Source organism: Porphyromonas gulae, assembly GCF_000765945.1.
In the GTDB taxonomy this organism is placed as follows: domain Bacteria; phylum Bacteroidota; class Bacteroidia; order Bacteroidales; family Porphyromonadaceae; genus Porphyromonas; species Porphyromonas gulae.
The window spans coordinates 397,764-409,970 of the sequence record NZ_JRAT01000012.1 but is presented as its reverse complement, the minus strand read 5'-3'; the positions used below and the strand labels follow the sequence as shown (position 1 = coordinate 409,970).

The following is a 12,207-nucleotide window of genomic DNA, read 5'->3' as shown; positions in this document are numbered from 1 at the left end:
TACACAGTCAAAAAAAGCAGTAATTTTGCTATTTCAATTGCACCATACAGGAATTAAAACTTTAGCTACTCTTGTGGCACGAGTAGCGTTTTTAGCGATTTCAATTGCACCATACAGGAATTAAAACACAAGATCGGGGCACTGCTTGGCACAAAGGCGCTGGAATTTCAATTGCACCATACAGGAATTAAAACAGCATTCAAGATTAGCAAACATATTACCGTCTTCTAAATTTCAATTGCACCATACAGGAATTAAAACTTGAATATCACAGGAAGCCTCTTTCTTGATCTATACATTTCAATTGCACCATACAGGAATTAAAACCTTCCAAGAATAGCCCGCTTCGGTTCCATCTGATTTATTTCAATTGCACCATACAGGAATTAAAACGTTTTTTTCAATTCTAATTTATTTTCCACCTCCTACATTTCAATTGCACCATACAGGAATTAAAACACCCTCTTTGACAACCTTGTTTATCTGGGCTGTCTTATTTCAATTGCACCATACAGGAATTAAAACAGCATTCAAGATTAGCAAACATATTACCGTCTTCTAATTTCAATTGCACCATACAGGAATTAAAACATTATTTCTCCTTTTATAGTATCCTTGAAATAATCAATTTCAATTGCACCATACAGGAATTAAAACTGAAAGTAGTTATATCATTGAAAGAACGAAATGATATATTTCAATTGCACCATACAGGAATTAAAACATTTTATAATTAATATCTCCAAACATATGTAAATCATTTCAATTGCACCATACAGGAATTAAAACTTTGACTATTGCGCTCTGTTCCACGATGTCATATAATTTCAATTGCACCATACAGGAATTAAAACCTCATAACTCGCAAATCTCTCAGCTGAATAAGCAGATTTCAATTGCACCATACAGGAATTAAAACTGTGCTCCCCTTCCTCGTATTCTTTTTCCGGCAAATATTTCAATTGCACCATACAGGAATTAAAACAAAATATAATTAACAGCTTCTGATTCAGACCGCTTTATTTCAATTGCACCATACAGGAATTAAAACATATTTATTCACCTGCGCCATTAAAGGAAGCAGATTATTTCAATTGCACCATACAGGAATTAAAACACATATACTGGAGTTGGTATAATTAAAGATAAACCTATTTCAATTGCACCATACAGGAATTAAAACATCATATTCGTTTTGTTTTAATAAATAAGTCTCGTGATTTCAATTGCACCATACAGGAATTAAAACATAGCGTTATGCTGTTATATATAGACTTATTTTGATTTCAATTGCACCATACAGGAATTAAAACACGCTACCAGCGCGCGTACTGTCTCTGCGATAGCATGATTTCAATTGCACCATACAGGAATTAAAACTGCGTTGTTCTGCACGTAGCACATAAAGCCCTCCGAGAGAATTTCAATTGCACCATACAGGAATTAAAACTGAGAAAAAGAGGGGGGCCGTGCTCCCCGTAGAAAAATTTCAATTGCACCATACAGGAATTAAAACGCTCCGGAGTTGAATAATTCGCCATGTCATAAAATAATTTCAATTGCACCATACAGGAATTAAAACGCTCGAACTGAACGGCGGGGGCGTTAAGGGACTGCAATTTCAATTGCACCATGCGGAAATTAAAAATTAGCTCCGTCACGGAGAACCTTGTCGCTGCATGCCATTTCAATTGTTCCTTAACGAGAATTTTTTACTTCCCCAACCAAACCGAAAAAATTCCCGCGCCACGTTTTTGAGCCTATAGAACAGGGAATTTTGGAGTCAAAATAATTGGGGAGAGGGCCATTGTCAAAAGGATTTCTTTGGCGATAATGAGGAAATATCCGGAAACGGTCTACAAAGAATATCGGGATGGATGCGGAGTTGTGGGTTTGTATAGAATATTTTGAAAATCAATCGATTGTATTTTTTTGCTGCGATTGTATAAGCAGTCTCAGTCGTTTTTTTGTAAGTTTGAGACATGTATAGAAAAGCCTTGCTTTTGTTGGGTTTGAAGTTGTTGGCTTTGAGCCGATTGTACACTCAGGAGCCGCGCTTAGGGATACCGGATTCCATGCTGCGGCACGGAACCGTGGTCACCGTGGAGAAGGGCGACACCGTATACGATATCGCTCTACCCCAGGTGTGGGTGCAACACAAAAAATACAAATCCCGTCAGCTGACTCCTCAGGAGAGACAAGAGCTTTGGAGGCTGATTCGGGACGTAAAACGAACCTTGCCCTATGCCAAAATGATCGCTGCCACTCTGATCGAAACGTACGAATATATGGAAACGATGCCCGATGAGAAAAGCAGACAAAAGCATCTCAAGCGCATGGAAAAGGAGATGAAGCAGCAATATATGCCGGAAATGAAACGGCTGACTCTGCGACAGGGCAAGCTCCTGATCAAGCTGATCGACCGACAATGTGCGCAGTCGAGCTACCAATTGCTCAAGGCCTTTCTCGGTGGATGGAAAGCCGGATGGTGGAATCTCTTTGCCCGATTCTATGGAGCAAGCTTGAAGACTCGCTACGAACCTGACAAAAATCCGGAAGATGCCCTGACGGAACGAATAGTTTTGTTAGTGGAAGAGAAAAGAATTTAACAAAGTTCCTTTGTTGTTTCGGCGAAAAATGCTATATTGGCCTCTGTTTTTCAGAGACGACTTGTTTATGGAAAAGAATAAGTTACAGCTGGAGTATATTTTCGACCGTGTATCGACACGTAGTCTGTGGCGTTATCTGAGTACACCGGATGGTTTGTCGGAATGGTTTGCCTACAATGTGAGGTTGGAAGACAACGGGGACTTCTATTTCCAATGGGATAAGAATAGTGGCGAGAAGGCTTCTGTCCTCGAGCAGCGAGAGGGCGAAAGGATCCGTTTCCAATGGCATAGAGAACAGGATCAGAATGCCTGTTTCGAATTTGTCATCCATCACTCGGAATTGACCGGAGGGAAATCTTTGGAGGTTATCGACTACATTGCTCCGGAAGAAGTGGCCGACATGGAGCACTTCTGGAACAATCTGATCAGCAGGCTTCGCCTTTCTCTTGGCGCACCCGAATGATCTGACTCCGAAGGATCCGGAGGCTGTCTAAAGCGGATCTACATCGAATAGGATGCGCACTCGCTTGTATTCTTGAGTGCGGGTCTGAAGTGCTGTGCGAATGGTATCGAGTATATTGCGCGCTGCAGATACGGAGAATGAGAGAGGAAGACGAAGGAGCAATTCGCGAATGAATGCATTCCTAAGACGGGAGATGGGGGGCACTAAAACGGGGGAGAGACTCTGCTCCGGCAGATGGGCTGCCAAAGAGGCGGCATAGTCGGAAGCGATTCGCTCTGCGAGATTCTCTTCGCCTGCTCGGAACTCGATTCGTATCAGCCGGCTAAAGGGAGGGAAGAAAAGCATTTGCCTCTCCTCCAGTTGTTCTCCGATAAAAGCCTTATAATCACCTTCTCGCAATAAATCCGCAAAGGAGTTGCCCGGATTATTCGTTTGTACATAAAGACGGGAGGCTCGGCTCCTAAGCATGAGCTGATAGAGCAGCTGATAAGCTCGCTCGTAGGCGCGGAAATCCGGGAAACCCAATATGCTGTCCAGCTGGGTGACGGCTACAAGGCCTACATGTTCGTTATAGGGTTGCCCCTTGATCAGCTGGGTGCCGACAAGTATATCCACCTCTTTCGCCTCCAGACGCGCCAGGGCCCCGTCCATCTTCGTCCGGCTCATGGCCATATCGCTGTCCATTCTGAGGATGGAGGCGGTAGGGAAACGTCTTTTAAGCTCTTCCTCTATTCTTTCGGCTCCATACCCCACGGGTTGCAGGCTGCTCGGCCCTCCTGCACCCGATGCCCCCTTGCAGGAGGGGCAGATGCGCGGAAGGGGTCTGCTGTAGCCGCAGTAATGGCAGACGAGCATACCGGAATGCTTGTGATAGGTGAGACTCACGTCGCAGTGGATGCAACGGAGCTTTTCTCCACAAGAGCTGCAAATGATATACGGAGCGAAGCCTCTGCGATTTTGGAGGATGACGGCCATTTTTTTTTGCCGAATCGTCTCTTCAATCGCTGAGACGAGGGGGAAAGAAAGCAGGTCGCCTGCTCCGACCTGTCTTTGACGGCGCATCTTGCCCATGTCTATGACTTCCAAATCGAATCGGGGGCGAACCCAATCGTCCGGCCACGCAATCAGTTCACAGGCTTTGTGGCGAACTTGGTGGAGCACCTCGGCGGAAGGAGTGGCCGAAGCCAACACAACGGGACATTCGTGGAGTCTGCCGAGTCGAGCTGCCACCTGTCGCGTATGAAATCGGGGGGCAGGATCCTGCTGCTTGTAGAGGTATTCCTGTTCCTCGTCCACGATGATCAATCGCAAACGACGGAATGGCAGGAAAAGAGCCGATCGAACACCGAGCACCACACAAGGATCTTCCGTTGCGGCCAATCGGTTCCACACTTCTACCCTTTTGGCATCGCTTTCAAAGGCATGATAGGATAGCAAACGACTGCCCAGTCTCTCGGCCATGCGTGTGGACAGAGTATCGCTTCCTGCTCGTTTGTTCGCTTCCGGAGAGAGGTACAGGACTTGACCTCCTGAACGGACAACTGCTTCCGTCCAAGCCAAGAGTTGTTTTTCTTTGCGTCGAAAGTCATGCGTATAGAGGAGAGAGAGAGGTTTTTGAGGCAGGGGAGCCGATACTGCGGAGTCTGTAGAACTCTCTTCCGATCGAATGGCTTTATCTTCCTCTTGGGGCTGCTCCCACAAGCGGTACTCATCTCCGCCGGTCGAATACATGACCGAGTGTGTAACAGATTCGGACAGAAAGATTCCTTTCTTTTTCAGAGCGGAAAGGGTAACTGTAGCATGAGGCTCGGACTCCGCCAGTAGCCTTTGCGGTATGGGAGAGGAATATGGGAGGGAGTGCTCTGTTATCAGCTCTGCCCAGCGAAGCAAAAGGGCGGATTGCTTGGGAGCACGATGCAAACTATCCAGAAGTGAGGCAAAACCCTCTTCCGTCCGGAAAGGCTCTGCCAGACGAACGAATGCTTCTGTCTTGGCCTTGTACCGGTTTTTTACTTCTTCCTCCAGCCGTATGGCCCCTCGCTCGACCAGAGAGGTAAAAGCGCGAATCGCTCGTTTGCCGACAGCCTTTTGCAGGGCATCAAGCGTGTAGGTTCGCTCTTTTGCCGACTCCAAAATATCGAGCAGCTCCTCTTCATCGCGACTAAGCCGGCTGTCGGCTTCGAAGTCCGTATTATAATGGATGACGGTACGACTCTCAGGAAGTAATGCCGCAGGCAGAGCAGCACGGAGTACTTCTCCCTGCGTACATATGTAATAAGCCGACAGCCACTGCCACAGACTCAGCTGTGAGGCAGTGACTGACGGCTTATCGTCAGGCAGGAGGAGAACCTCCTTGAATGAAATTTGCAGGTTGGGACGCTTGTCGGACAGTCCGATGATAATCCCCGTATAGTATCGCTTGGCTCCGAAAGGTACTACGCAACGCATCCCCACGACGGCCTTCTCGGCCAACTCCTCGGACAATCGGTAGTGAAAACTACCCTCAAGAGCCAAGGGAATGAGGACTTCGGCATAGCGCATAGCTATCTTCTCCCTTTCATCTCGGAGTCATGGCTATGATTCCGCTTTCAGATATTCGTGCATGGCAGCTGCTGCTTTCCGTCCATCGCCCATCGCCAATATCACAGTGGCTCCGCCACGAACGATGTCACCACCGGCAAAAACATCGGGGAGAGCAGTCTGATTGCTCTCATTGACGACGATGGTTCCTTTGCTTGTCACTTCAAGACCGGAAATAGTTCGGGGAACGAGTGGATTGGGCGATACTCCGATACTTACGATCACTTCGTCCACGGGGATCTCCTCGATAGCCCCCGTGATCGCAACAGGACGACGACGACCACCTGCATCCGGCTCGCCAAGCTCCATCTTTTGCAGGCGCATCGCAGTTACTCGACCCCGTTCATTGCCGATATATTCGATAGGATTGTGCAGCGTCAGGAACTCTATTCCTTCCTCTTTGGCGTGCTTCACCTCTTCCAGTCTTGCCGGCATTTCCTCTTCGCTGCGTCGATAGACGATCATGGCACGCTCGGCTCCGAGGCGTTTGGCCGTACGGACGGAGTCCATGGCCGTATTGCCGCCCCCGATGACAGCTACATTCTTGCCCTTGAAAACGGGTGTGTCGCTATCGGTTTGGCTCGCATGCATCAGATTGACGCGCGTCAGATATTCATTCGAGGACATGACACCTACAAGGTTTTCGCCCGGGATATTCATGAAATTGGGCAGACCGGCACCACTTCCTACGAATACACCGCGAAATCCTGCTTCATGCAGGTCATCGTACGCGATCGTTCGGCCGACAATCGTATTCGTTTCAAAACGTACGCCCATCTCTTCGAGGAGATTGATCTCCGAATCGACTATGCTATTCGGGAGACGAAATTCGGGAATTCCGTACTTGAGCACTCCTCCGATTTCGTGCAGAGCTTCGAATACGGTCACGTCATAGCCCAACTTGGCCATGTCTCCGGAGAAAGAAAGTCCGGCCGGACCGCTTCCGATCACAGCCACTTTGATACCGTTGCGAGGAGCCATTTCGGGAACTTTGAGTGCACCCTGTTCGCGTTCGTAGTCTGCGGCAAAGCGTTCCAAGAAACCGATGGCAACAGCCGGTTTGTTCATCTTCGTATAGATGCAGCGGCTTTCGCACTGCTTCTCCTGCGGACAAACACGTCCGCACACCGCGGGCAAAGAGCTTGTCTCTCGCAAAGTAGATGCCGCAGCCAGTATATCGCCTACTTCTATCTGCTTGATAAAGGTCGGGATATTGATACTCACGGGACAACCCTCCATGCAGCTCGGTTGCGGACAATCGAGACAGCGAGAGGCTTCAGCCATAGCGGCTTCGCGAGACAGACCGCGATTGACCTCTTCATTGATCTTGGAGCTACGATAGAGAGGGTCGAGTTCGGGCATTTCAGCTCGTGGACGCGACATGCGTTCTTTATTTTTGAGCGTGTTGCGCAGCTCCTCTCTCCATGGCTCGGAGCGGCGCAGTCGGATAAGTTCTTCTGTAGTCATGTCAATAAGGCAGAAAATAAGGTTATTCCATCTCTCGGTATGCACCCAAACGCATGATCATCTCGTCGAAATCCACTTGGTGTGCATCGAATTCGGGGCCATCGACACAGACGAATTTCGTCTGTCCTCCCACGCTTATGCGGCAAGCCCCACACATACCGGTACCATCCACCATAATCGTATTGAGCGAAGCTATGGTCGGTATCTCGTATCGTTTGGTCAGGAGAGAAACGAACTTCATCATCACGGCCGGCCCGATCGTAACGCATAGGTCTACCTTTTCCCGTTTGATAACGCTTTCCACTCCATCCGTTACGAGGCCTTTCGTCCCGTAAGACCCATCGTCGGTCATGATGATCACTTCATCGCTATTGGCTCGCATCTGTTCTTCAAGGATAACCAGATCTTTAGTTCTGGCAGCCAACACGACAATTACGCGGTTGCCTGCTTTGTGGAAAGCCTCCACGATCGGGAGCAAAGGAGCCACGCCCACACCGCCACCGGCGCAAACCACAGTGCCGACCTTTTCGATATGCGTACTCTGTCCCAGCGGACCTACTACATCCGTGATATAGTCGCCGACTTCGAGCTCGGCCAATTTCTTGGAAGATTTTCCCACGGCCTGAACCACTAAGGTAATGGTACCGCGCTTTACGTCAGCCTGTGCAATAGTCAGGGGGATGCGTTCGCCTTTCTCACCAACGCGGATGATTACGAAATGTCCTGCTCTTCGCGATTTGGCTATACGAGGAGCCTCTACTTCCAGCTTGACCACATTAGCCGAGAAGTATTCTTTGGATACGATTTTATTCATAGTAACAGTCACATTTGCCCGCTGCTAACCGAAGCGTTCGGCCGCAAAGGTAAGAATAATCCGGGGGAGCAGATAGGACAAAGAAAAGGATACCTCCGTTTGGAGAGCTGAGGGAAGGCGACAGTCACACGGGAATACCTTCGGGGGAAACGGATAAATATGGTAGTTTTGTCTATAAATAAGTACGAATAAACACCATAATGCGCATTGATATAATCACCGTGCTGCCCGAAATGATCGAGAATACGCTCAACTGCTCGATCATCGGAAGGGCACAGGAAAGAGGACTGCTGGAACTGAAGCTGCACCAGCTTCGCGACTATTCCACTGATAAATGGAAACGTGTGGACGACTACCCATTCGGTGGAGAGCCCGGCATGGTGATGCAAATAGAACCGATCGACCGGATTATCACCGAACTGAAAAGCCAGAGAGAATACGATGAGGTGATATTTACCTCTCCCGATGGTGAGCGTTTCGACCAACCGATGGCCAATGAGCTGAGTCTCCTGTCCAATTTGATTATCCTCTGCGGGCATTATAAGGGGATAGACTATCGTATCAGGGAACACTTGATCACCCGTGAGATTTCGATCGGCGACTACGTGCTCACCGGCGGAGAGTTGGCCGCCGCCGTGATGACCGATGCCATCGCTCGGCTCATCCCCGGAGTCCTGAACGATGCCGGCAGCGCACTGTCCGACACCTTTCAGGACAATCTGCTGGCTCCTCCGGTCTATACCCGCCCGGCCGAGTACAGAGGTTGGCGAGTGCCGGACATTCTGCTCAGCGGACATGAAGCCAATATCGCCAAATGGCGTCTCGAACAGGCTGTGGAGCGGACTAAGCGGTTGCGCCCCGATTTGATAAAAGACTGATCCCGCTCACCCCTGATTCTGCGATACGCTTATGAAGATGATAGAATGGCTCACAAGCAAACTGCCCGATCGGGCACATGTTCGCTCCATCATATTCGGCATGAATACCCCCACGGGACGCCTCTTCGATATTCTCCTGCTATGCCTCATCCTTCTGAGCGTCATTGTCGTTTCTGCCGAGAGTACCGTAGGCCTGTCCCATAGCACGAGGGATTTTCTGCTTTGGTGCGAGTGGGTTATCACCATTGTATTCACCATCGAATACATCCTGCGCATCTACTGCCTTCATAAGCCGTGGCGTTACATCCTTTCCTTTTACGGCATCATAGACCTCATCTCCATCCTTCCCTCCTATATAGGCCTTATCTATAGCGGAGCACAGGTATTGATGGTCTTCCGTATCCTTCGACTGCTGAGGATCTTCCGTATCCTGAGCCTGAACAACCTTGTCTCCGCAGGTGATATGCTCGTGCGATCCATACGTGCCAGTATGGCCAAGATTATGGTCTTCATGCTTTTTCTTCTCCTGCTCGTCACCATTCTCGGCTCGGTCATGTACCTGATCGAAGGGAGGGTCAATCCCAATTTTTCCAGCATCCCCAAGTCCATCTACTGGGCTATCGTCACGCTGACCACCGTAGGCTATGGCGATATTACCCCCGTCACGGCCGTCGGTCAGTTGGTATCTACGATAGTGATGCTGCTGGGTTATTCCATTATTGCCGTACCGACGGGAATCATTTCGGCCGAGATGACCAAATCCAATCGCGCCGACTCCATGGTCGCATTCGACACACCCATCCGCTGTCCGCGCTGCAACAAACGCATCCGCAGGCGCAAGGCTCGCTACTGCGACCAGTGCGGCTACTCGCTTTTTACACATGGCCATACGGTAGTCCCCAACACCTATAAACCGGAAGGGGATACCGGCAGCAACGAATAGACGCCCCCTCCGATCTCCCCCTCTCTTCTCACCATCTACAAGTCAAAGTCTAGCAGTCAGCCGACTAGCCTACAGATCCGACTTCTTCCCGTACCCGCTATGCTTATATCTGTAACGGTAATCGATACCGAGCAGACTGCCTGCAAAGGTGCTCACTTCTCCGTAAGCAATCAGCACGCTCGAATCGATTTCCCCCACAGGAGGGACAAAGAAGCCGATGAACAGCAGTAACAACCCGACCAAACACAAAAGAACGGCCAAGGCGAGGTGCATCCTTATCCTTCGTTTCATAGCCGACTGTATTCTGCGTGTACATCGAAACAAGGGCACGCCTTCATCCATTCGTCGGGAGTAATGCTCCCGTCGTGATTGCGATCGTAGCTCAAGTCGCGATGGCCGACTATTCTTGCCTGTGGGTACAGGTTTCTCAGCTGCATCAGCAAACGCCTCAGGGCAGCTTTCTGCTGCGGAGTTCGCGTATCGGCCGGCTTGGCCGCCGAATTGAGACCTCCCTCGTAGCAGACACCTATACTGCAGAGGTTGTACCCTTTGGCATGTGCTCCCGGCTCTGTCGTCGGTCGTAATGCTTCCGTATCCCCGTTGCGACGGATGTAGAAGTGATAACCAGCCGAGCGAAACCCTCGTGCCCGATGGTCGCGATCGAGCTGAAGCGATGTATAGGTCATATTGGATCTCGTGGCCGAACAGTGGATGACTATATATTTGATGGTATTCATTGTTTTGGATGTTGATAGATGAAAAAATTAGACTCATTATAGAAAGATAAAGGCCGGAGACAAAAGCAACTTCCCTGTCTCCGGCCTTCCAATTAGATTCCCGTCCCTGCTTAAACACAGGAGGAGTACGGATCAGGATTAGAGACCGCCGCCTCCGCTGCCTTGCTCCCCGCCACCCTCGGGAGAATCAGGAACAGTGGGAGTACCTCCTTGCTGTTCTCCGGGACGAACCAGGTTGATCCCTTTCAGTCGAATCTGCCGACAGGCGCGGCGAATATCGCCACCGGGCAGGAAGAGCACCCGCGCTCGGCGGATGTTTTCCACGGTAAACTCCTCTCCTTCTTTGGCGGCTTTGGAGCTGAGACTGATCCGGAAGCGACCCAATTCTCCCAACGAGATAGCCCGTCCTTGCTTGAGCCCGGTGATGACAAGACCCGTTACCGTATTGATGATAGAGCGGACATCACCCTCACTCACCGCGGAGATTTTGCTTGTCAGATCGCAGATCTCGGACAAATCCATATCTCCCGTTTTCAGCGTTTGGGCGTATCGAATTTTCGCCGGCTGTCCGTTGATCATCACTTTACGTTCTTTTACTTTGAATGAAACTGCCATAATAGTTTTTGTCGTTTAATAGATTGATGAAATAATACTATCTGCACTTCGGTTTTCCGATGTCGGATGGCCATCCTTGCTTTCGTTCCTTTTTGCTGACGATGCAAAGGTAGAACGGCCGGTTTGTACCCGGGAATCGAACTGCATCCTGCGGCCCTCTTTGGTATCCTATGGCCGTCTTCGGCCTCCTTTTCGCTCGGTTTTGCGTGTCCTGTGGAGCCGGATTGCTCCTTTTTATACGCGCACGACCGGGAAAGCAGTGGGAATAATGCACTCAATCCAAGTCAGTACTAAAAAAGAAAGAGCCTCATGGGATAGGCAGTACGATCCCATGAGGCACCAAACCGGATACCGGCAATGACTAAAAGCGGTAGCCAATACCCACGAAGAAGTCACGATTATAAGCGTATTCGTTATTCCCCTTTTCTCTCAGTGCAGTCGTCGAAGAGGATTGTCTCTTGTCTTTCAACCCGGGAATATCAGAAGCTCCACCCGATACAATATCCGCAAATCCATGTTCATAGCCTATCTGTACATAATAACGCTTATAGTGGAATGCGGCTATGATGTTTGCCCCGATGTCCCAGCGGGTATTCGTTGGGCCACCAATCGCAGACCCAAAAAAATCTGTGCTGTAGTTGTTCGGATTCAAACCTTCAAAGTTCTGCCGATATGTACCATATATACCGTATGCGAGGAAAGGACCCGCTTCGATCGAAACAGCCATGTCATTCATCAGGTCGAACCGTATGCCGGCATTGATCGGCAGTTGCAGATAGTGCAAGCGAGTGGAAACCTTCGTAATATAGTTGATTTGAGGCTCCATTTCGGGTATATCCCATTCGGTTTTGGAGCCCTTCATCGTATAGTTCAGCCCGGGAGCCAAATAGAATCCACCTGATCCAATCTTGAATTCGGCAGCTACTCCGACCCTCAAGCCGACATTCATTTTGGTATCCCACACATACCCGTCTCTTTTCATGCTCTGATTGCTGCCTACGAAGTTGGCATCTACGCGAAGTGCCGGGCGGCTTTGCCCGATGGCCATAGTGACCGAAGCAAGTAGCACAAGGGCTACAGTAAAAATCCTTTTCATTTCTA

Annotated in this window: 11 protein-coding genes, 1 pseudogene and 1 CRISPR repeat array (1 of these 13 cut by a window edge); of the genes and pseudogenes, 5 read left to right on the top strand and 7 right to left on the bottom strand. The window is 49.4% G+C overall.

Translation table 11 applies throughout. The features are described 5' to 3' along the window. Window positions 1-1,648: a CRISPR direct-repeat array (repeat unit 30 nt; unit sequence ATTTCAATTGCACCATACAGGAATTAAAAC) (it extends 1,554 nt beyond the left edge of the window). 54 nt (window positions 1,649-1,702) lie between these two features. From HQ49_RS12670 to HQ49_RS05255, 3 genes and pseudogenes are all read left to right on the top strand, one after another. Beyond that, window positions 1,703-1,792 (top strand): annotated as a pseudogene (locus HQ49_RS12670) (DUF1661 domain-containing protein); the annotation flags it as partial. A gap of 190 nt (window positions 1,793-1,982) precedes the next feature. Next, the gene (locus HQ49_RS05260) at window positions 1,983-2,609 is read left to right on the top strand and encodes a DUF4294 domain-containing protein (RefSeq protein ID WP_052073442.1); all 627 of its coding nucleotides are present in this window, start codon (window positions 1,983-1,985) and stop codon (window positions 2,607-2,609) included. A 67-nt stretch (window positions 2,610-2,676) separates the two neighbouring features. Then, window positions 2,677-3,072, top strand: coding sequence for an START-like domain-containing protein (locus HQ49_RS05255; protein ID WP_026292092.1), 396 nt, complete (start codon window positions 2,677-2,679; stop codon window positions 3,070-3,072). 27 nt (window positions 3,073-3,099) lie between these two features. Here the strand turns inward: HQ49_RS05255 and priA are convergent, their stop codons facing one another. The 3 genes from priA to HQ49_RS05240 are packed head-to-tail and all read right to left on the bottom strand — an operon-like array spanning window position 3,100 to window position 7,933. Next, window positions 3,100-5,613, bottom strand: coding sequence for a replication restart helicase PriA (gene priA / locus HQ49_RS05250; RefSeq protein WP_039418792.1), 2,514 nt, complete (start codon window positions 5,611-5,613; stop codon window positions 3,100-3,102). 33 nt (window positions 5,614-5,646) lie between these two features. Then, the gene (gene gltA / locus HQ49_RS05245) at window positions 5,647-7,119 is read right to left on the bottom strand and encodes an NADPH-dependent glutamate synthase (protein WP_018964491.1); all 1,473 of its coding nucleotides are present in this window, start codon (window positions 7,117-7,119) and stop codon (window positions 5,647-5,649) included. A gap of 22 nt (window positions 7,120-7,141) precedes the next feature. Then, window positions 7,142-7,933 (bottom strand): sulfide/dihydroorotate dehydrogenase-like FAD/NAD-binding protein, encoded by a 792-nt coding sequence (locus HQ49_RS05240; RefSeq protein WP_018964492.1) that lies wholly within the window; start codon window positions 7,931-7,933, stop codon window positions 7,142-7,144. A gap of 200 nt (window positions 7,934-8,133) precedes the next feature. Between HQ49_RS05240 and trmD the strand changes: the two genes are divergently transcribed. Beyond that, a complete protein-coding gene (trmD, locus tag HQ49_RS05235) occupies window positions 8,134-8,811 on the top strand; it encodes a tRNA (guanosine(37)-N1)-methyltransferase TrmD (RefSeq protein WP_039418790.1) in 678 nt (225 codons plus the stop codon). A gap of 31 nt (window positions 8,812-8,842) precedes the next feature. Further along, window positions 8,843-9,754 carry an ion transporter gene (locus tag HQ49_RS05230; protein WP_018964494.1) on the top strand — a complete coding sequence of 304 codons (912 nt, stop codon included), beginning with the start codon at window positions 8,843-8,845 and terminating at the stop codon, window positions 9,752-9,754. A gap of 69 nt (window positions 9,755-9,823) precedes the next feature. Here HQ49_RS05230 and HQ49_RS05225 read toward each other — a convergent pair whose 3' ends face one another. The 4 genes from HQ49_RS05225 to HQ49_RS05210 form a co-directional block, all read right to left on the bottom strand. Next, on the bottom strand, window positions 9,824-10,045 hold the full coding sequence (locus HQ49_RS05225) for a hypothetical protein (RefSeq protein WP_039418789.1): 222 nt from the start codon (window positions 10,043-10,045) through the stop codon (window positions 9,824-9,826). After that, on the bottom strand, window positions 10,042-10,491 hold the full coding sequence (locus HQ49_RS05220; RefSeq protein WP_039418788.1) for an N-acetylmuramoyl-L-alanine amidase: 450 nt from the start codon (window positions 10,489-10,491) through the stop codon (window positions 10,042-10,044). Before HQ49_RS05220 ends, HQ49_RS05225 begins: the two co-directional genes overlap by 4 nt. A 138-nt stretch (window positions 10,492-10,629) precedes the next feature. Then, a complete protein-coding gene (locus HQ49_RS05215) occupies window positions 10,630-11,106 on the bottom strand; it encodes an HU family DNA-binding protein (protein ID WP_039418786.1) in 477 nt (158 codons plus the stop codon). A gap of 361 nt (window positions 11,107-11,467) precedes the next feature. Next, window positions 11,468-12,202, bottom strand: a complete 735-nt coding sequence (locus HQ49_RS05210) for an outer membrane beta-barrel protein (protein WP_039418784.1) — start codon at window positions 12,200-12,202, stop codon at window positions 11,468-11,470. Between the last annotated feature and the right edge of the window lie 5 nt (window positions 12,203-12,207).

What these genes read in the sequence shown, in the direction of transcription:
- HQ49_RS05230 (WP_018964494.1), top strand. Translation starts at nt 8,843, where the DNA reads ATGAAGATGATAGAATGGCTCACAAGCAAACTGCCCGATCGGGCACAT.
- HQ49_RS05220 (WP_039418788.1), bottom strand. Translation starts at nt 10,491, where the DNA reads ATGAATACCATCAAATATATAGTCATCCACTGTTCGGCCACGAGATCC.
- HQ49_RS05225 (WP_039418789.1), bottom strand. Translation starts at nt 10,045, where the DNA reads ATGAAACGAAGGATAAGGATGCACCTCGCCTTGGCCGTTCTTTTGTGT.
- HQ49_RS05215 (WP_039418786.1), bottom strand. Translation starts at nt 11,106, where the DNA reads ATGGCAGTTTCATTCAAAGTAAAAGAACGTAAAGTGATGATCAACGGA.
- HQ49_RS05260 (WP_052073442.1), top strand. Translation starts at nt 1,983, where the DNA reads ATGTATAGAAAAGCCTTGCTTTTGTTGGGTTTGAAGTTGTTGGCTTTG.
- HQ49_RS05210 (WP_039418784.1), bottom strand. Translation starts at nt 12,202, where the DNA reads ATGAAAAGGATTTTTACTGTAGCCCTTGTGCTACTTGCTTCGGTCACT.
- gltA (WP_018964491.1), bottom strand. Translation starts at nt 7,119, where the DNA reads ATGACTACAGAAGAACTTATCCGACTGCGCCGCTCCGAGCCATGGAGA.
- trmD (WP_039418790.1), top strand. Translation starts at nt 8,134, where the DNA reads ATGCGCATTGATATAATCACCGTGCTGCCCGAAATGATCGAGAATACG.
- HQ49_RS05240 (WP_018964492.1), bottom strand. Translation starts at nt 7,933, where the DNA reads ATGAATAAAATCGTATCCAAAGAATACTTCTCGGCTAATGTGGTCAAG.
- HQ49_RS05255 (WP_026292092.1), top strand. Translation starts at nt 2,677, where the DNA reads ATGGAAAAGAATAAGTTACAGCTGGAGTATATTTTCGACCGTGTATCG.
- priA (WP_039418792.1), bottom strand. Translation starts at nt 5,613, where the DNA reads ATGCGCTATGCCGAAGTCCTCATTCCCTTGGCTCTTGAGGGTAGTTTT.